This window comes from Larkinella sp. (assembly GCF_965227735.1).
Taxonomy (GTDB): domain Bacteria; phylum Bacteroidota; class Bacteroidia; order Cytophagales; family Spirosomataceae; genus Larkinella.
This window is the reverse complement of record NZ_OZ245776.1, coordinates 656,898-677,013: the sequence shown is the minus strand read 5'-3', so window position 1 is coordinate 677,013 and position 20,116 is coordinate 656,898. Positions and strand designations below refer to the sequence as shown.

General features: G+C 54.0%; 10 protein-coding genes. 1 reads left to right on the top strand and 9 read right to left on the bottom strand.

What is annotated here, in order from left to right:
* Positions 1–161 precede the first annotated feature (161 nt).
* From ACO064_RS02670 to ACO064_RS02660, 3 genes are read right to left on the bottom strand one after another with little or no spacing between them, the layout of a single operon-like run.
* Positions 162–2,459: an FAD-dependent oxidoreductase gene (locus tag ACO064_RS02670; RefSeq protein ID WP_421825868.1), complete on the bottom strand. Its 2,298-nt coding sequence runs from the start codon at positions 2,457–2,459 to the stop codon at positions 162–164.
* A complete protein-coding gene (locus ACO064_RS02665) occupies positions 2,434–4,476 on the bottom strand; it encodes a glycoside hydrolase family 2 protein (RefSeq protein WP_421825867.1) in 2,043 nt (680 codons plus the stop codon). Before ACO064_RS02665 ends, ACO064_RS02670 begins: the two co-directional genes overlap by 26 nt.
* 8 nt (positions 4,477–4,484) lie before the next feature.
* Entirely contained in the window at positions 4,485–6,212 is a 1,728-nt protein-coding gene (locus ACO064_RS02660; protein ID WP_421825866.1) for a sodium:solute symporter family protein, read from the bottom strand.
* Between the two features lie 33 nt (positions 6,213–6,245).
* On the opposite strand from ACO064_RS02660, the gene ACO064_RS02655 reads away from it, so the two are divergent.
* Positions 6,246–6,686 (top strand): DUF6934 family protein, encoded by a 441-nt coding sequence (locus ACO064_RS02655; RefSeq protein ID WP_421825865.1) that lies wholly within the window; start codon positions 6,246–6,248, stop codon positions 6,684–6,686.
* Between the two features lie 204 nt (positions 6,687–6,890).
* Here the strand turns inward: ACO064_RS02655 and ACO064_RS02650 are convergent, their stop codons facing one another.
* The 6 genes from ACO064_RS02650 to ACO064_RS02625 all read right to left on the bottom strand — a co-directional run bounded on the left by ACO064_RS02650 (position 6,891) and on the right by ACO064_RS02625 (position 19,820).
* Positions 6,891–9,401, bottom strand: coding sequence for a glycerophosphoryl diester phosphodiesterase (locus tag ACO064_RS02650; protein WP_421825864.1), 2,511 nt, complete (start codon positions 9,399–9,401; stop codon positions 6,891–6,893).
* A 236-nt stretch (positions 9,402–9,637) separates the two neighbouring features.
* Positions 9,638–11,959, bottom strand: coding sequence for a discoidin domain-containing protein (locus ACO064_RS02645; RefSeq protein WP_421825863.1), 2,322 nt, complete (start codon positions 11,957–11,959; stop codon positions 9,638–9,640).
* A gap of 82 nt (positions 11,960–12,041) precedes the next feature.
* Entirely contained in the window at positions 12,042–13,844 is a 1,803-nt protein-coding gene (locus ACO064_RS02640; protein ID WP_421825862.1) for an FAD-dependent oxidoreductase, read from the bottom strand.
* A gap of 88 nt (positions 13,845–13,932) precedes the next feature.
* A complete protein-coding gene (locus ACO064_RS02635; protein ID WP_421825861.1) occupies positions 13,933–15,072 on the bottom strand; it encodes a hypothetical protein in 1,140 nt (379 codons plus the stop codon).
* Positions 15,073–15,192: 120 nt separating this feature from the next.
* Entirely contained in the window at positions 15,193–16,668 is a 1,476-nt protein-coding gene (locus ACO064_RS02630) for a RagB/SusD family nutrient uptake outer membrane protein (protein WP_421825860.1), read from the bottom strand.
* Between the two features lie 98 nt (positions 16,669–16,766).
* Positions 16,767–19,820 (bottom strand): SusC/RagA family TonB-linked outer membrane protein, encoded by a 3,054-nt coding sequence (locus ACO064_RS02625; protein WP_421825859.1) that lies wholly within the window; start codon positions 19,818–19,820, stop codon positions 16,767–16,769.
* Between the last annotated feature and the right edge of the window lie 296 nt (positions 19,821–20,116).

Genomic DNA, 20,116 nt, shown 5'->3' with positions numbered 1-20,116 from the left:
AAATCGATGATGGAGAAGCGGCACCATATACTGGATATAACGCTAGATAGGCTTTATTAGTTACGAAAACAACTTATTTCTTTTAGCTGATTTATAAAGAGTTATTCCCGAACCGCCTAATCCGATCCGGGAATAACCGGGAAATGGAAAAGAGCGGTTGGCTAGTCGGCATAACACCGGACTTCCAGCAAGGCAGCCGGAACCGGCCCATTCATGGCTTTCAGGTGAATGGTCAGCCTACGGGTTTCAACGGCCTGCTCAAACCGGATTGTGTTGCGGGTCTGGTGGTTGTCATTTTCCTGGTAAATACGCTCCTTCCGGTCGTTGCAAAGAAGATAACCGCGAACACAAAACGGCACTTCCGTCTCCGGATGCGTCATGATCACGGTTTCGAGCGGATGGTCGAAGTCACCGTCGAAAAACAACTCCACACGACCGATGCGCTGGGCCGTTGGCCAGCTTAAGGTAACCGTCGGATTCGGATCATTCGGGTCTGCCACGTAGGCATTGGGTTGGTTGGTTGGTCGCTGAATCCCGTTGCGAAGGTTCTGCACGCCAAACAGCGCAATCCCGGTAGCAATTTTCAAAGCGATGTTCTGTCCTTTGGGCCGTCGCTCGGGCGTCCAGAATTCGAATGCATCTACCCCAATGTCTTCCGTCGGTTCCTGTTTGCCAAAGTTGGAAACAGCCGCGTTGACTTTGTTGAATACCGACAGAACACCCGTCACCCGTAGGGTGCTGTATTGCAGCCGGATGTGCTCGTTTTTCAAAAAGGTTACAAAAACATACCCCGCTTCTTCCAGTGCGGCTTCAAAATTCAGACCGAGTTCCTGTTTGCCTTTGGGTACCGAAAGGGTCAGGGTTTGAAGGGTGACGTCCGGCGTGTGGTTGTCCGGGTTGTTGCTGCGACGCAGTTCAACCGTCAGGGTAGTGGCCTGGTCGGCACTGACCCAAACCGTCACACCGGGAACCGGCCCGGCGGGCAATGGCAGCATCTGAGCGGCTGAGGCCGTTAGCGGCACCAGAGGCCCGTCGGCTGGCAACACATTCAAAACCAGTTCGCTGGAAGCCGAAAGGGTGGCTTTTTGGGTTAAATCGCGCTCGTCGTGCAGTACTAAACCCGGAATGTGCTGACCGGTTTTCAGCAGTTCCTGTTGCAGTTCGTGCATACGCACCGGTTCGGTCAGGTCGCGGGGTAGCAGGCCGTCGCGCGTACACAAGGCTGCGGCCATCCCCACGGCCTGTCCGCCGTGCGCACTCGTTCCCATCACCCGCGAGGAAGCAAACGCAACGTGCGACGCGCTGATGATCCGTCCGGCAATGAACAGGTTTTTGATATTTCGGCTGTAAAATGAGCGGTACGGAATCTGGTAAAGCCCCTTGCTGTGCCACTGGTTGCAGCCCGGTTTTTCGGAAAAAACGCCATCGGCGGGGTGCAAATCCAGCGACCAGCCACCGAATGCCACAGCGTCGGGATGCGTCCGTTGCTCGACCACGTCCTGTTGTTTCAGCATGTAATCCCCTTCAAACCGGCGGCTTTCGCGCTTGCCGGGAATCTGCCCGACCCACTCAAGGGTCATCGTTTCGGCTTCAGGAAACTGCCCGGAATTCTTGATGTGATTCCAGACACCATAAACCACTTTCCAGAGTTCCCACTTGATGGTTTCGGTTTCGTGAACCGTGTCGAGCCGACCGCCGTATTCGATCCACCACAACTGACAACCAAATTCTTTGGTATTGAATCGCCGGTAGCGCGGAATCTGGGTGATGTCCTGCAATGCGTAGGAAGGCGGCACAAACCGAACCGGTTTGCCCGTGTCTTTCGAGTAGAAATAGAGCGAATGCCCCAACAGTTCGCCATATTCGGCGGTGGGTGCAAACTTCTCCCCAAACTCCTCCCGCGACTCGGCGCCCATCCGGAACGCGGCCCCGGCCTGAAACGCCACGACGCCGTCGCCCGAGGCATCACAGAAAAGCGGAGCCACCAACTCATAGGCCGTGCTGTTCTGGCTGCAAAAAGCCTTCAGTCCGGTAATGGTTTCGGCATCCGGAGCGCCGGCCGCAGATTTCTCTACTTCGTAAACTGCGGTGTTCAGCAAGAGCTTGATATTCGGCTCGTTGACGACTTTTTCGAGGAGGATCGTGTCAAAAATCAGCGGGTTCCCTTCCGGATTCCGGTACAGGTTTTCGAGCAGGAGTTCGTCGATAAAACCGCCTTCGCGCGCCCAGCGGTTGTTATTGCCCATGTGCGAGGTGGCTCCCAGCACCCAGAGCCGGACTTCGCTGGACGAGTTGCCGCCCAGAACGGGCCGGTCTTGCACCAGCACAACCCGGATGCCCGCCCGGGCCGCCGTAATGGCACAACAGGTACCGGAAAGTCCTCCGCCTACCACCACCAAATCAGCCTCATACCGGACGGTTTTCGGACTTCGTTTATCGGTTGCTTGTTCGCGTATCATTCGTCAGATCAATCGTTTGCGTAAGAATTGAAAAGCCCGTGGGTTTTGTAACCTCAACGGTCATTGTTTTATCAAAACCGGTTACCGTAAGTATAATATCAGTGGTTTGGCCCGGTTGTAAATCGGGAATCAGTTGGGTGGCTGCACCGGTTTTCAGGCGGTATTGTTTCAGGGCATACGCCGGAAAATCGGGCCGGGCCGTTAGCCGGATCGTGAGTGTGTGTGTGCCTTCGGGGCCGGCTTTCCAGCGTATTTTTTCAATCGTCAACGGAGCCATGCCGGTCTGGTGGGTCGCATACAGCGGCCGTTTCGAGCGGTCGTGCCGGACGAGTCCCCAGGGCCGGGTGCCGTCGGGGTTGGTGCCGTCGTGGCGGCTGAGGTAATCGTTGAACGACCACCAGGAGGCACCGATCACGTAAGGCAGTGGCCGGACATCGTTCAGGAATTTTTCGAGGTGCGTCACCTGACCCGCTTCGCCATTGTTGCCGTCGGCCCGGGTGCCGTATTCGCTGATGAAAATCGGTTTGTCGGGATACAGCGAGTGAATATGTTTCAGGACGTTGAGGTGGTTGCCGTACGTATTGGTCGAGATGAAATCACAGTACTGGCTGGCTTCGTCTTCCGGTTTTTTTGGCAGAATGTTCAGCCGCATCGACGCGAAGGTGTACAACCGGGTTGGATCGAGTTCGCGGGCGTAGGCAATCATGTCTTTGGTCCAGCGCTGCCCGGCGGGTTGCTCCGACAGATATTCGTTCCCCACGCTGTAGGCGATGACGCTGGGGTGGTTCCAGTCGCGCTCGGCCATCTCGCGGAATTGCTGGCGGAATTTGGTGCGGATGGTATCGTTGTCCATCAATCGCGGGGTAATCTGCCAGTTGCCGGCTTCGGTGATGATCAGCATCCCGTTGCGGTCGGCCCAGTCGTAGACGGTTTCGGAGGGCGTGTAGTGCGTCAGGCGGTGGAGTTCCATCCCGGCTTCCTTCATCAGCCGCAGGTCTTTTTCAACCAGCCAGTCCGGTTCCAGCGATCCCAGGGCCGGGTAATCGACCACGCGGTTGCCACCCGCAACCTTGATCGGCTGGCCGTTCAGCAACAGTTGCGCATTGCGAACTTCCACTTTGCGAATGCCAAAATGAGTCCGGACGGTATCGGTTCCGGCAATCACCTGAACGTCATACAAAGTCGGCTGGTCGAGGCTCCAGAGTTTGACATCGGCGGCTTTGAGCGCGGTTTCGGCCTCCAGCACCACGGTTTGATTCGCAGCGCTACCAGCTTGCTGTTTCCAGCTAAGCGGGATCACTTTACCGGCCTGCTCGACCCGGAATGCCAGTTTGGGCGCATTCGTTTGGCCGGTGGTGTTGCGAATCCTGGTTTTGATCTTCAGCGTGGCGGTTCCTTTCGCCAAGTCAGGCATCGCTTCGATTTTTACATTTTCGACATATACGGCCGGTTCGACGGTCAGGTACACCGGACGAATCAAGCCCCCGTAGTTGACCCAGCCCGGAAACGGGTCGTTGGGTTCGTTGTTGTCTTTCGAGCCGGGAATGGTGCCGACCTTCCAGGTGTTGTTATCGACCGAAACCGCAATGGTGTTGGTACCTGCTTTCAGGAAATCCGTTACATCGAAGTGAAACGGCGTGTACCCGCCTTCGTGCGTGCCGACTTTCTGCCCGTTGAGCCAGACGACGGTTTCATAATACGCGGCATCGAAGTGGAGCAACACGCGTTTTCCGGTAGTCGGTTGCCACGGAAACGTCCGGCGGTACCAGGCCGTGCCGGTATAAAACTGGTAGCGTGGATCGACCGAAAAACAATGCGGCACCGTCACCTTATTCCAGCGGTTGAGCGGGGCGTCTTCGCGGTACCATTTCCCGGTTTCGCCGACGTCATTGGGGTCCATTGCAAACACCCATTCGCCGTGCAGCGGAATGGCTTTCGGGTCGCGGATGCTGTATTGGGCGAATGAAGCCGTGGCGAACTGGAGTACTAAAAATAGAATGATCAGAGGGTGTCTCATGTGAGGAATCAATGTGTTTTGATGATTTTCTCCGGTTGTTGCAGCCCTGAAGGGATTTGAACCCGTCTTGACGCCAGCCACGGAATGAGCGAGCCCGCCAGAACCACGCCGGAAATGACCGCCGTGATGCCAGCCCCTTGGGTTGTCAGGAAACTCAGTCCGAACAGCATGACGGCGGTGAAAACCAGCGAGACCGCAATCACCCGCAAGCCAAAGCGGTTTTGTTTTTTCACTTCAATCGCTTCTTCTTCACTGACGGCTTCGGCGGCATCGATCCGTTTTTGTTTGCCAACCGCGCGGTAATTCAGTTCTTCGTCGGCTATCCGGTTGCGGGAGGCTGCCCAGAGTTCATACCCCAGCAGTAGCAGCAGCGGCAAGCCGACGCCAATAATCGTTTCGGCTCCACGTGTCAGTTTGAAATCCAGCAGCCAGGGCGAAACTGCTTTGAAAAACAGGTTGACGGTCAGGCCAATACCCGTAATCCAGAGTGTCGCCTTTCCGGTCAGGCGTTTGGAAAACAAGGCCCACAGGGGCGGAGCCAGCAGCGGACCGCCCGAAATGGACGAAATACTCAGGACTACTTCCACAATGCCGCCAGCCGCCGGAACCATCAGCGCAATGATGATCATGCCGACACCGAAAAACCACGAAGACCCGCGAGCCACCCGCATGAGTTGTTTGTCCGACGCTTTCGGATTGATCAGTCCTTTGTAAATATCATTGGTAAAAACCGCCGAAACCACGTTCAAGGCCGTGTTGGCACTGGCGGAGGTGGAAAAGTACATGCCCGTCAGCATCAGCCCCAAAAGTCCCGGTGGCAACACGAGTTTGCAGATCATCAGGTACGCATTTTCGGTATCCAGACCGGTCAGCGAGGGGTTGATGGCTTTGTAGATCATCGGCGGTAACATCCAGATGACCGGGCTGACGAGGTACAATCCCGCGAACAGAAAGGCCACTTTCCGGGCCGATTTCGGACTGTCGACGCTGGTGTAGCGTTGCACGAATGTCCAGTTGCCGCCGATGTAGCAGATGTGGTAAATCACGAAAGCCGCCACGAACCCGAAGGTGTATTCGCCGTTCAGGAGGTTGAAAAAATCGTCCGGAACCGCGTTCGTAAAACCGTCAAAACCGCCGACTTTATCAAGTGAAAGCGGTAACAGAATGAACACGGCGGCCGACAACACCACAAATTGCAGAATATCCGTCACCATCACCGCCCAGAGTCCGCCGACGGCGGTGTAGGCAATCATAAAAATTCCCAGTCCGATGGTGCAGGGAACGAGCGGCAGGTTCAGCGACGAACTGACCAGCTTGGCCACCGGATAGAGCACCGATCCTTTGATGAAAACCGATACGAGGGTGAAAATGAAAATGTACACTTTCTGGACCGTCAGCCCCAGCCGTTCACGGATGAACTCGGCGGCTGTCAACGCTCCGGCGGCTTTCCAGCGGGGGGCGAGGTACAAACCGGTGATCAACGCCCCGATGCACATGGTCCACTGAATGGTGATGGCCACCCAGCCGTGTTTATAGGCGATGGAACCCCAGGCCACGAATGTTCCGGCGGAGAAAAAGCTCATGAACAGCGACAAGCCGCCGATGAACCACGGCACGGCTTCGCCACCCGCGAAGAACGATTTCAGGTTTCGTCCGGTGCGGGCAAACAGCATCCCGATGCCCAGCACAAAAGCCGAGAAAACGAGGATGACGGCGGTATCAATGGTTGTATTCAAGATTTCCTATATTTGTATGTAAAAATTCAATTGATGCATTATCCAAGCTATTCGTTCCGGCAAAGCCTCACCGTTTCTGAATTTTTCTTTGAAAGTATCGGTGTAAAAGGCGTCATTCAAAAATTGGTATCATTCACACCAACAGGTGTTGAGCACATATACAATCTCGCTTTGGCCGATTTCAACACGTTAACAGGAAAATTTGATGATCGTAGCATAAGTGATAATGGAGATACCATCAAAATTCTGGCTACTATTTTTCAAATTGTCAACCAATACCTTGAACAGTTTCCGGAACGATGGATAGTTTTTTCCGGAAATTCGATGGCTCGTAACCGACTTTATCGAATGTCAATCAATCATAGTTTTCAAGAACTTTCTGAATTGTTTTCATTGTTTGGATTTCAAAATGATGAATGGGAGGTTTTTCAACCCAATCGTTCGTACGAGTTTTTTTTGGTACAGAAGAAATAATCATTAATTTCACTTAAAAACGGTTCGATGAAAACGAAAGATCAATCGGTGGATAACAGAACAGAAACTGTTGTAACCAGAATCAGAGAAGATGGAAAACCACTCTTCGCTGAAAAGTTAGAACGAGTCAATGCGGTACTCAAGAAATCTGGACTTCCTAAGTTTCCCACAAAAGAATAGAGTCGGGACATTGCTTCGTTCTGCTTAGTATTTCTTGTTCTCAAGCGTCACCACTTCCAGCCCAAAAGGCGGCAATTTTTTCGACACGGTTTTCTGACTTCCCGCTGTGAATTGAAAATCGGAAGGCTGGGCGCTGTTGTTCAGCAAAATCACAAACACCTTGTTTTCTGATTTCGCCAGAATGTAATCCACCGACGCGTTATTGATTTTGACCAGCTTTTCGTCGATCAGCAAACTGGCCTTCTCGCCATTCACCATCCCCGGCGCAAAACCGTACGTCTGGTGCGGCCCCACTTTGGGCGTTACAAAACCGCGCGGAAAAACCACTTTTCCCTCCGAACGCAGCTCGGCTTCGGCCAGTAAATAATCCGTCAGCCAGCCCACCTGCCACCAGGCATGGTGCGGATATGGCCCTGCGCCCCGGTTCATGGCCTGCCAGTAATACGAAGCAACACTCGTTTTGGGATCGACAAACGCATCGCGGCCAATGGCTGCGGCCCGGGCCATATCGGCAAAAATCGGTTCCTTCGTCAACCCGTACATCCGGATGAACATCCCGGCGTGGCTGGCGAGTTGAATCGGGCCGAGCCGCGTGGCCGAGCCGAAAATACCGCCGTGTTCAAAACTCAAACCCGCCTGGCTGATTTCCCAATCTTCTTTTTGCGTGCCATTCACGGTTTTCAGTTTGTGGCTGGCAATCGGGTGCGTATAAATCGAGGTGGTATACAGCTTGGCCGACGTGATGGCGGCTGCTTTGTACCGCTCGTCCTTCGTCAGATCATACAAATCCAAAAACGCCTGCGCCGACTGGCCGGTGGCAAAATCCGGCGCGTATCGGGCATCCCCGCAAACACCCAGGAAGCTCCCGGTTTCGACGGCATTTTTGATCAGCCAATCGGCTCCTTTCCGGGCTGCCGCGAGGTATTTGGGGTCTTTCAGGATGCGATGGGCGACAATCATTCCGTAAAACGTGGGTCGAACATCCTGCACATCCTTGAAAATTTCCTGCTCCGTTTTCTTGTCGTAGGCCACCGCCCAACTGCCATCCGGTTTTTGCCAGGTCAGCAGGCGCTCGGCACCAAACCGCAACCGCTCCTTCAATTCCTGATCCTCTGGTTCGAACAGCAGCATGTTCCCAATGTCCAGCAAGGTGTAATACGTCAGCGCAATCGGTTCAACCACCGCGCCCCACTCTTCGACAAACTTTTTCGATTTGGCCAGATAATACTGACCCTCAACGGCTCCTTTGAAAAAACCGTTGTTGGTTTCCTGCTGAACCAGCTTGAAATTTTCGGCGTAGGGCAGCACATTTTTCGTCAGCAGCGAGTCGCCGGTGGCCGTTGCCAGCATCCACATGGCGCCGTAATCGGAGTTTTTCATGGCGTCTTTGTTCGAGCCAACCACGCCCCCCAGATACGACTGTGCTCCGATTTTCTTGCCTTCAAATTCTTCCACATTCCAGAGCGACGTTTTCGGGTCGGTCAGGTAGTGGTGCATCTTCTGGATGCGGTCGGTCAGCGATTGTTTGCTTTGCCGCAACGCCAGCGATTCTTTAAACTGATAAATATCGTAAACCGTGTGGTTCAGCGCCTTGAACCAGTCGCCGTTGGTCAGGCTGTAGCGGAACGTGTAGCTGATGCTTTCGCCCGGTTTCAGCGACGATTTGGGTTCGCCCAAAACCGGAAAATACAGCGTCGGCGAAAGCTGGGCTTTGCGGTTCATGTGCGATAGGCCGATGTTCCAGTCGATTTGCGTGATTTTGTCGTTCGCCCACGGATCGCGGGCCAGACCGGGTTCCGGAATCACTGAAAGCGTCAACCCGTTTTTGGTGCTAATCATCGGACTGAGCGTACTGGCACAACGTTCGCGGTAGACGACGGGCAGGCTCGGAATGCCGTGTCCGTAGGCGTAGGCCAGCACAAAATTCGGCTGCATTGCATTCCCCTGAAAATACCCCGGCACCGTCGCCCACGCCAGATTGGGTTCGGCAACCGTGGCAATCGAAGGACTCGCCAGCGAGAAATACCCGCCTTTTTTCGCGACCAGCGTTTGCTTAACGACAATGTCCTGCGGGAATTTCGGGTCCAGACTCCATTCGGTGCTGACCGTGGCCGTTTCCGTTTCCTGCCGAAAAGTCAGGCTGTTTTTACCGGCCTGTTTGCCTTCTTTCGGAAAAAAATGGGTGGCCTGTCCGGCGGTATTCAGCGAAACCGGGTTCGTGCTTTCGGCCCATTGTTTCGTCTGATAATGGTAGTGTTCACCTGGAAACTCTTCGCCCGTGATGGTTTTGAAGGTTTGCTGGGGTAGTTCCGACGGTTTTTCGGCGGCATACAACACCGTGTTTTCACCGGACGCCTGGGCGAAAGTCTGCCATTGCTTTCCTTTCTGAGCGGCCACTTTCTGCAACCGCCAGCCCGCAGCCGTCGATTCCCACACCAACTGAACTTTCCCGTTCGACAGGCTGAGTTGCTTTGCCGTCTGGGCAAAACCGGTCAGACTGATTAATCCAAGGACTACACTAAGGCTGTATTTCATGATACTATGGAAATTCGTTTAAGACTGCGCCTGCGGGTAAAAGCAAGCGGCCTACGATTTTTGAATTAACAACAGCCCACGGTTTTAACCGTGGGACAACCCGCCAGAAACCCAATCCCCGGAAACCGTTTTAACGGTTTTGAAATCCGTGAACAAAACCGTTGAAACGGTTTGAAACCCGGGTTGCGATTTTCATTCATTCCCACGATTGAAATCGTGGGCTGGTTTTTTGACACTTATTTAATCTTCAAAACGGCTTCTTTTTTAAACGCGCCCAATCCGTACGAAACCCGGAGAACCTCGTTTTTACCAACCGAAACCGGGCCACTTGCCAGATCGATCACCTCTTGAAACGCCACACCGTTCGCACCCTGCTCGTCCAGCGTAAACCGGCTTTGCTTTCCTTTTCCGTCGGTCAACACAACCGCTGCCTGTTCGGCTTTCTGCGGGTCCAGGTTGAGCGGAGCCGTCAACCGAACACCGACTTTCTGGCCCGTTTTGGCTTCCTGAATCCGGTTTGTGAAGGTCGCGTCATAGAACTCGACGTTCGTGACATCAGCCGCCAGATACGCCAGTCCGGCGATCCAGGCGGTATTGAACGTAACCCAGCCTTCCGTGTGGCCGGGGTCACCGGAATACGGATCGTAGGGATAAACACCCTCTTTCGGTGAGCCATCCAACACACCGCGAACCGTCTGAAGCAAAGCGGCTCCGCCTTCCAGTTCCTTGAACCAGCCCAAATCGGCCCCTTTGAAATCGGTCAGGGCATCGTAGCAGAAATGCCGCCCGGTTGGGTTGCGACCGTAGACGTTGTCCAATTGCGCCGTTGCCAGTTCGTGCAATCGATTCCGGGTTTTTGCATCCGTCAGCACCGACGCAGCGGCCAGGGCCGGAGCCGGAAAACCGGCGATGTTACCGGGTTCGTTGAAACTCCCGGTCGGGTTGTAGGTGGGATCAGAGGTGGCTTTGATGTCGGCAATCACCCATTTGTTGTCGGCGTATTTGCGGTAATCCCACAGGTTGTCTGATCGCGAAATCGCGACTTTCGCCCATTCCTGAATTTTTTCGGACAAACCTTTCGGTGCTTTTTGGGGATATTTTTTCAGGAAATAGGCCAGGGCATCCATCGTGACGTACTCGTTCATCCGCTGGCCTTTGGTGGAGGTTGGGTCCTGCCAGTCGAGGTTTTTGATGAGCCAGTCGGTTTGCTGGAAAGCGGCATTGAAATACGCATCGGCATCCTTCCGGCCTTCGCGTTTGGCCACTTCATACAGCATCAGATTCGGCACAATCGAATGCCCCGGCGGAAACTGCCCCTTGCCGGTTCCGATCAATGTATAGGTCTGAAACAGGTTGGCCGAATGATCGAGGTCATACCAATGCCAGCGGTCTTTGTTGTCATTCCCCCAAATTTTGAAGAGGTAATCGCGGGCTTCGACATACACTTTTTGCGGAATATACGGACTCAAGTCGGGATAGGCATAGACAAAATACGCCAGTTGCTCTTTCAGCAACGTGTGATTCACCTGACCCCGCAGATACACGTCGACGGCCCAGTAAATCAGCCGGACGATCTCGGGCGTATTCTCAGGGAGTTTTTCACGTACCCCCGTATAAATTCCCTCGACGGGCATCCGCTCGGTCGAAAACGCTTCCGGATTCGCGGAATACAGCGCGATCAGGGCCGGGAGTTCAAACGAAAACTGGTGGCTGTCGCGCCAGGCCACACCCAGCGACGGGCAGTCCGCACTTTTGTCCGTCGGCGAATACCCGTCCGAATTTCCGTACCAGCAACGATCGTCGATCATGAACGCCAGCGCGGGCCCATACGAAGCCTGCTCGATCACATAGGGGGCAATGTCGAACGGAAACGAGCTGCCTTTTTTCTCGCCATCCACCACAATGGTATACGGGCCGGCGTTTGTCGGTTGAAAGGCCGTAAAATCCCCGATGTGCCCTTTAATCGTTCCGGAAAACGGTTTTTTGCCCTCCGAATCCAAGACGGAAAACGCCGTGCCATCCACCGCCAGTGGGGCCGTAAACCGTTTGGGCGCTTTCAGGTTATAGCCAATCTGATTGACGAAAACCGGCTGCGGATCGTAGGCATATACTTCAAATTCGGGAAAACCGGTGGCTTGTTTGGCGGAATACTCTACCCGGATTTGATCCGCCGTAACGGGCTCGAATGCAATCAGGGCTTTATCGGGCTGGGGATTGTTGAACACCTCTTTCCAGCTTCCGCCGGTCAAAACTTGGATGCGCACCTTGTCTTTCCCGCGAAACCCGCGCAGCAACACCCGGTCGATGGCATACGGTTTTCCCAGATTCACTTCAAAATGATTGACCGGAGCCGCTGGTGAGGTATTCCAAACCGTCGCGTCGTTTCCATCGACCAGGTGCTGAAACGGGTTGTCCGCAATCACCGGATACCCCGAAACCGCTTTCCCTTTGGCCAGATTGACCAACTGAGCCTGGACTGCATCGCGATGCAAAAGCAGCACCACTGTCAGGGTGAGCATGCGCAGGTAAACCGGGATGTTGGGGAACGTTGAAAGCATCGTTGCGTGGAGGAGCTATGGATGATTGATGATTGACCACTGACCATCGTCAATCGTCGATGGTCAGTGGTCAATCGTCATTTTACGGCTTTGCCGCGGTCGGTTCGTCTTTGATAATCGCCATAAATTCCGGCAGGTGTTCCTGGTAAACGCCACGCGGTGTCGTGTTGTATTTTTTGGCCACATAAGCCGCAAAACCGACCACTTCGCCCATCATGCCGCAGGTTCGCATGACACGGGTGCTGCCAAACGCGACGTGCGTCGTGCTGATGTTCCGGCCCGCCATGAACAGATTCGTGATGTTTTTGGAATACAGACAGCGGTACGGAATCGTGTAGGGAGCCACTTTGATGTGTTTCGTTCCGGCAAAAAACTCCTGACCTTCAAAATACTTGCTATTTTTGGCGTCCGGGAAGTGCAGATCGATCGTCCAGGTGGCGGTGACGGTGCCATCCGGGTGTTGTTTGCCGTCCTGAATATCCATCTGGGTCAGAATGTGATCGCCCAGCAGCCGCCGGGATTCGCGTTTGCCGCCGATGTAGGCCACCCAGGCCAGTTCGCGCTTGCCGTATTTGGCTTTCTTGTTGTTCTTCAGATACGACCAGTTGCCGTAAACCGCCCGCAGGTTGTGATCCCGGATTTTCTCGGCGTCGGTAATGGTGTTGAGATTCCCGAAACCGGTTTCCCACTGCCAGTCGGCGCGGGCTTCGTCAATGTGGTATTCGTCCGAAAAGGGGAGTGCCCAGGGTGTTTCGGGAAACGACGAAGCGGTGTCCCGTTCCAGCGACGCCCACAAATTCGAGGTGCCGAGCGTAAAATTATCGGATTTATCGGCCGCCAGCGACTCGCCGGTTTCGGCCTTGCTTTCCCTGCCAAACCGGTAGTCGGCCCCGGCCAGATAGCCCAGCGTGCCATCGCCGGTGCAGTCGGAGAAGTAGGTGCCGGTAAACCGGACTTCCTGGTTGGTGGCAATGTTCCGCCCGATGACGGCGGCAACGGTATTGCCTTTTTTCTCAATTTTATAAACGTGGGTATTCAGATACAAAGTGATGTTTCGTTCCGCCTTGATGATGTCCGTTTTCCGCGCATCGCCGTATTCCAGCCCATCGGGGTGGCCATTTCCCGGATCACCGTTGTCCATTTCCCGGACAATCCGGCCCAGTTTCGGATAATGGTTTTTATCGACATCGCCCCGCAAATGCACCCGAACTTCGGAGCTGTTGTTGCCGCCCAACACCGGCCGATCCTGAATCAGGGCGACTTTCAGTCCCATCCGCGACGCCGAAATAGCCGCACAGGTTCCCGCAATGCCACCGCCCACGACCACCAGATCGAAATTTCCGGCTTCGGCGGGTTTGCCGGTCAGGTTCAGTAGTTTATTTCGAAAAGCGGTTAGTTCTTCCGGTTTGTCCGACGGCGTAAACTTCGGTGCGTTGGTGAACAGAATGGCGTCGCAACGTCCGTTGAAACCGGTCAGGTCGTGCAGCGCCAGTTTTAACTGATCACTTTTTACATCGATTTCGCCCCCAGAATACCATTTCCAGGCATCCGAGCCACTTTCGCCAAAAACGGTTTTCAGCGGTTTTCCATCCACGACGACCTGAAATTTGCCGGGCCCTTTTGGAAACGGCGCCCAGTCTTTGGTGCGAACCCAGATCTGGTATTTGCCGGTTTTGGGGAGTCGAACGGTCGTGGCGGCATCCTTCACCGGACGACCCATGCCGTGCGCCATCAGGTAGGAGGAACCCATGACCACAAACGACTGCTGGTCGATGACCCAGCCGCCTTTGTTTTCAAACGATTCCGTTTCGACGAAAACGTGGTCCTGCGCAACGAGTTGCAGGGAGATCAGGAGGAAAAGGAGGGTTCGGAATAGGGTTTTCATACGGTTTTTGCTTGTGTTATTGAGTATTCAGGGTTTCGGATTACAAATCCACAACAGTTAAGGTTTTCGGATTATAAATCCGAGACAGTTAGGGTCGGGATTGCAAATCCCGACCAGCGATTTTATAGGCATTCATCTTTGCAACAACATCCCGGTTTTTCGGGTGGAAAGATGCCAGGACGCGGTAAATTTCGGTGGTATAGTCAGCATTCTGATTTGTCAGATGAGCGGCCAGATTTTGCAGTGCTTTTTCCGATAATTTCGGTTGAGCGGCCAGCAGTTTCAACAGCAAAGCAAACTGCTCGGAATTGGTTTTGGTCAACTCTTTCGCCGTCATTTCGGCCAATGGCGCACGGAACGGGATTTTTGCCAGCTTTTTCAGAATCACGAGTTGCAAAGGGTAGGGGGCCGTTCGATACGTTTCCCACAACCAAACTTGCCGGTTCGGGTCGAAAAAATACGGATCGCCGATCTTCTGCAACGCAAACCGCGCCGTGAAAACGTTCTTCCCGCGAATGATCCGCAGCACATCCGCGCTGAATGGTTCCGCGAGTTTTCCGGTTTTGTCGATCACCCGCTCCATCGCCCAATACTGGTAAAAATGGTTGGTGCCGGTCAGAAACCGGTGCAGCAACGGCTCACTTTTGTAGCTTTCCGTAATTTTGAGCATTTCATCGACCACGTTGCCGTGGGCGATGTGCCAGAGCGTATAGCAGGTATAAACCGCTCCGTCGATCACTTCATTCTTCACGGTTTTCAGGGTCGCTCCGGCTTTGGCATCCACCGAATCGGCCAGGTTTTCGGTGCCTTTCCCGACCAGATCTTCCATCGCAATATCCTTGAGCAGCGAGTTCGGACGGCTCAGAATGTCCTGCAACTTGTCGTAGTCTTCCTGTTTGAATTCCCGGTGATCCATTTTGGTCAGCACCTCGCCGGTTGGAAAATCGAAGCGGGTGTAATTGCCCAGCAGATCCCAGTAAAAATTGATATACACCGGTTTGCACTCGCCCGTGAGGCAAACCGGTGTGAAAATATTCCGGAAGAAATACGACGGCTGGTCGTTTTCATCCAACGCCAGTTTCAGCGTATACGTCGTGGTGTCGTTTTCGGTGATGGTAAATTCCCGGACGTTTTCCGGTTTCGGCATCGCTGCAGAAGCAACGTCCGAAAACCGAAAAAGCGGCAGAAAGACCACTACTCCGAAAAACAAGCCACCCAATCCTTTCATATTAACGTTGTGTTTTTTTGTGGTTTACGGTTTTTGCCCCCAACCCCCTTAAGGGGGCTTTCGCCATCTGGATGTTTAAGCCCCCTTAAGGGGGTTGGGGGCAAAAACCGTAAACCGCCACTATTTCCAATCCGGATTCTGCTCCAGTTTCGGATTGGCGTTCAGTTCATCCTGCGGAATCGGGAAGTATTTGTTCTTCGCCGTGACGTTCCGAACCGGATACACCGGGTTGACCGCTTTCGGAATCACCGTCAGGAATTTGCCGGTGCGGGTGAGGTCATACCAGCGGTCGCCTTCGGCAAAAAACTCCCACGCCCGTTCCTGCAAAACCGCTTCGATAAACGCGTCCTTGCTCAAACCCGTCGCCAGATCGGCCAGGCCCGCGCGTTTCCGAACGGTGTTGATGTAGCCGTAAGCAGCCGGTGTTGCGCCGTTCAGCCGGGCTTCGGCTTCGGCGGCAATCAGGTACATGTCGGCCAGCCGGAGGATGGGAATGTTCGGAATCAGGTTTTGCGTCGAAATCGGGTCCTGGTATTTCTTGATCAAAACACCTTCGGTTGTGATGGGTGTTACGCTGCGTTGCGGGACGGTTTTGCCCGTTCTGTCCACAAACGTAGTGTCGAGTAATAACCGGCGTTTGTCGGCAGGATTGAACGAGTTATAAAATTTCTGGTAGGCGAACATCGACCCAAAAGTCGTCCGGCCGTATTCCGCACCGGCACTGGCGGCCGGGCCGCACAGACCCACCAACTGGTGCGACCGGCCCGGCGAAATCGGATCGACTTCATAGGCCCACATGTTTTCGATGCGGGCGGCATCTTCCTGGTCGTATTTGTAGACGTTTCGCACATCCGGCATCAGGGAATATTTTCCCGATGTGATCACGGCCTGCGCTTTTTCGAGGGCTTTGGCCCATTCTTCGTTATACAAAGCGGCTTTGGCGTAGAGCGCATTCACCACTTCCTTGGCCGGGCGACCTTTGTCAACGGCCGGATAGGAGGGCAAACCGGCGGCAAAAGCCAGGTCCAGATCGGCATAAATTTGTTTGTAAACTTCGGCTTTCGGGCTTTTTCCCACCACCGCGTCGGCTTCCGAATAACTGGGCGTGGTTTTGATGGGCACATCACCGAAGTTTTTGGTCAGCATCCAGTGGTAGAATGCCCGCAGGAAATAGGCCTCACCAATGATCTGTTTTTTGCGGGTTTCGTCCATCACCGCATCCGGAACCTTGGCAATGATCCAGTTGGCTTTCTCAATCCCGTCGTAGCCCGACGCCCAGATTTGCTGGGGCGATTCGTTGGTCCGGGAATTGCTTTTCTGCGTGGTGTAATTGACGTCGTAGGTGAAGAGGGTCAGCGTGTTTCGGCCCACCACCCCCCGTGGATAGGTCTGGTCGTCGCTGAAATCCGCAATCAGGGTTCCGGCCGGGCCGCTGTACATATCCGCAAAAGGATCGTAAGCCGCAATGAGGCCTTTCTCGGCGTCGGCAGCGGTTTTGTAGAACGCTTCGGTATAGATGGACGAGTAAATCGTTTCGTCCAGTTCGCAGCCCGTCAGACAGAGGGCGGCTAGTATCGGGATGAGTATCTTCTTCATAATTTCATTTGTGGGTTATTGCCCCTAAATCCCCTAAAGGGGACTTTAGATACGGAGTTCTGTGTCCAAGTCCCCTTTAGGGGATTTAGGGGCAACGATTAAAACGTGACCTGTAAACCGCCCAGGAATGATTTCGCTTGTGGGTACACCAGATTGTCGATACCAATGGCGGTATTTGAACCGGCATACGTATTCACTTCCGGATCGAAACCGCTGTAGTTGGTGAGTGTGAACAGGTTGTTGGCGCTCACATACACCCGGATCTGCTGGATTCCCTTGATGCGGGGCACCGTATAGCCGAGCGTCAAGTTTTTGCAGCGCAAATACGAACCATCTTCAATCACCTGGCTGGTGACCGGCAAACGACCCGCCTGGGCACCACTCACGTACGTATTGCTCGGGTTGGTGGCCGACCAGCGATTGGCAAGCCCCGCAAATTGATTCCGTTGTCCCAGCGGCATCTCGAACGAAAGCCGGGCCGCATTGTAAATGTCATTGCCTTGTGAACCCGACAGGAACATGCTCAGATCAAAGCCTTTGAAAGAGGCATTGGTGGAAAAACCGTAGATGAAATCCGGGTTCGGATTGCCGGTAATCATCTGATCGGCGGCCGAAATGGCGCCATCGCCGTTGATGTCTTTCACTTTCAGGCCACCCAGCCGACCGTCGTAGCCGGGCAGAATGGTTTCGCCGGTCTGGTTGATGCCGTCATACACATAGGTTTTGAATAAGCCGAGCGGTTCACCGACTTTCAGCACGGAATAGGCCGTAATGAACCGTTCCTGCGTGGTGCCACCGTCCAGATCCACCACCTTGTTGCGGTTGAACGTCATGTTACCGGATACCGACCATTTTACGGGTCCGTCCAGAATCCGGGCGTTCACTGCGAACTCCAATCCTTTGTTTTCGAGTGAAGCGAAGTTACCGGTAATGGTGCTGTAGCCCGAACTCAACGGCAGGGCTTTCACGTACAGCAAGTCTTTCGTGGTTTTCTGGTACGCATCGACGATGAAGCTGATCCGGTTGTTGAGCAGGCTGATGTCGAGGCCAATGTCGGCCTGAGCCGAACGTTCCCAGCGCAAATCGGGGTTGGCAATACCCGACGGGTTGATGCCGGTGACGAACAGGTGATTCAGGTTGTAATCACTGCCCGAAGCCGCCACTGTCGCCAGCGATTGGTAGGGATTGATCCCGGCGGCATTCCCGGTTATTCCGTAGCTCCCCCGCAGTTTCAGATCCGAAAGCCAGGAAAGGTCTTTGGCAAACGGTTCTTCGATGATCCGCCAGGCGGCCGAAACTGCCGGGAACAGACCGTATTTGTGGTTGGCGCCAAACTTGCTCGATCCATCGACCCGCGCCGTCAAATCCAGAAAGAACTTGTCCTTGTAGCCATAATTGACCCGGGCGAGGTAGGAATCCAGGCGCTGCCGGTCCCGGCTGCTCGTAACGGTCCGGTTCAAAGCCAGTTGAAGGGCTTCATTCTGGGTGGCATCGTTCGGAAACCCGTTGGCGTTGATCTGGTTGGAATTGTATTGTTCCGATTGTGACGCAATCACCGCCGTGGCTTTAAAGGTGTGGTTGGTGGCGAAACTCGTGCTGTAGGTCAGAATGCTTTCGTGGAGCAGTGCCAGACCGTTACCGTTGACTTTAAACCCGGAACCGGAATTGTCGTTCAGATCCGACCGGTTGACGATGGAGCGGGGCGTGTAGCCGTCGCGCAAATTGCTTTGAATATCAGCGTTAAAAGAAGCCCGGTAGTTCAGTCCCTTCAGGATGTTGAAATCCGCGTAGAAGTTAACGAGCGTCCGCTTGATGGCGTTCCGGTTCAGAACGCTGGCGAAGTTGAGCGGATTGGTCACCTCCCGGTATTGCCCCCCGGCCTGCTCGCCGAACGGAAACAAGGTGCCATCGGTCCGGTATGGCACCAGCGTTGGCGGAGCGCCTATGGCCGCGCCGAGGATGGAAGCCGTTACGACACCCGCGTCGCCGATGGTTTGTGAACCCGTCGTGATGCCGGAGTTGATCGCGTAACTGCCCAGGATACTGGTGCCAATCTTGACGCGGTCGCTCACTTTGTGATCCACGTTCAACCGGTACGAATAACGTTTGAAAGCGGAATTGATGATAATCCCGTCCTGATCAAAGTAATTGGCCGACAGCGCCAATTGCGTTTTTTCTGTTCCTCCGTTGATCGACAACTGGTGATTCTGGATGGGTGCTTCGCGGAAAATCAGGTTCTGCCAGTTGGTGCCTTCACCCAGCGAGGAGGGGTTGGGGTAATAATTGTTCTTGAATACCTCGTTTTCCAGTTGCGCAAATTGCGACGCATTCAAAACCGGGAGGGTTTTATTCACCTTCTGAACACCGTAATAGCTGTCGACGGTAACCCGGGTTGCACCGGTTTTTCCGCGCTTGGTCGTGATCAGCACGACGCCATTGGCCGCGCGTGACCCATAAATCGCCGACGCCGAGGCATCTTTCAGTATTTCCACCGACTCGATGTCGTTGGGGTTGATGGTCGAAAGCGGACTGACGTCGTTGATGCCGCCACTGTTGGAAATCTGAATACCGTCGACAACATACAACGGTTCGGAATTGCCATTGATCGAGTTCGTTCCCCGAATCCGGACGCTGATGTTCCCACCCGGCGCGCCGGTATTCTGGTTAACCTGAACCCCGGCCACCCGCGATTGCAAACCCTGCGCGACGTTGGCGACTGGCGTCTGCACCAGATCGGCGGCTTTCACCGATGCAATAGCCCCGGTGGTTTCCACTTTCCGCTGGGTTCCGTACCCAACGACCACGACCTCGCTCAACGCCCGGTCGTCCGACACCAGGGATACGTCGATGGTGGTGCTGTTTCCGACTTTCACTTCCTGCGAAGCGTAGCCGATATACGAAAACGTGAGCGTAGCCGATTCGGCAGCCCCATCCGGCAGGGTCAGCGAATACTGGCCATTGACATCGGTGGTCGTACCCTGTTGGGTACCTTTCAAAATGACGTTAACACCCGGCAACGCTTCCGTACCGGACGTGACCCGACCGCGGATGGCGGCACCCCGGCCAGCCTGAGCAAAAGATGAGAACGAGAGGGGCAGCAAGAGAAGACAGAGAAGCCCGCTTGCCAGCCAGTTTGGTTTAAGAGGCCGCATACGTAAATCTGGACATTGTCCTTATGGTTAAAGGTGGTATTGAAAATTTACAATTTAAGAAAAAGAGCCAGCCAGTTTAGCTTGAGAAGGCGGTTTGACCGTTGAATAAGTCTTTTGCCGGGTTAAAACCAACTAAATCTGGTTTTTTTGCTTTTCCTGATTGATATTACGACTGAATAATAATTTTGAAAAGAAAAAATTGAATTATATTTTTGGGAATGTTCCCAAAATCATGGGAACATTCCCAAAAAGAAGGCGCAATTCGCGGGAATCATGTTGGATTATTGCCCTGAAAA

Coding starts and splice junctions, on each gene's coding strand:
- ACO064_RS02635 (WP_421825861.1), bottom strand. CDS start 15,072: ATGAAAGGATTGGGTGGCTTGTTTTTCGGAGTAGTGGTCTTTCTGCCG.
- ACO064_RS02665 (WP_421825867.1), bottom strand. CDS start 4,476: ATGAGACACCCTCTGATCATTCTATTTTTAGTACTCCAGTTCGCCACG.
- ACO064_RS02630 (WP_421825860.1), bottom strand. CDS start 16,668: ATGAAGAAGATACTCATCCCGATACTAGCCGCCCTCTGTCTGACGGGC.
- ACO064_RS02640 (WP_421825862.1), bottom strand. CDS start 13,844: ATGAAAACCCTATTCCGAACCCTCCTTTTCCTCCTGATCTCCCTGCAA.
- ACO064_RS02625 (WP_421825859.1), bottom strand. CDS start 19,820: ATGCGGCCTCTTAAACCAAACTGGCTGGCAAGCGGGCTTCTCTGTCTT.
- ACO064_RS02670 (WP_421825868.1), bottom strand. CDS start 2,459: ATGATACGCGAACAAGCAACCGATAAACGAAGTCCGAAAACCGTCCGG.
- ACO064_RS02645 (WP_421825863.1), bottom strand. CDS start 11,959: ATGCTTTCAACGTTCCCCAACATCCCGGTTTACCTGCGCATGCTCACC.
- ACO064_RS02655 (WP_421825865.1), top strand. CDS start 6,246: ATGCATTATCCAAGCTATTCGTTCCGGCAAAGCCTCACCGTTTCTGAA.
- ACO064_RS02650 (WP_421825864.1), bottom strand. CDS start 9,401: ATGAAATACAGCCTTAGTGTAGTCCTTGGATTAATCAGTCTGACCGGT.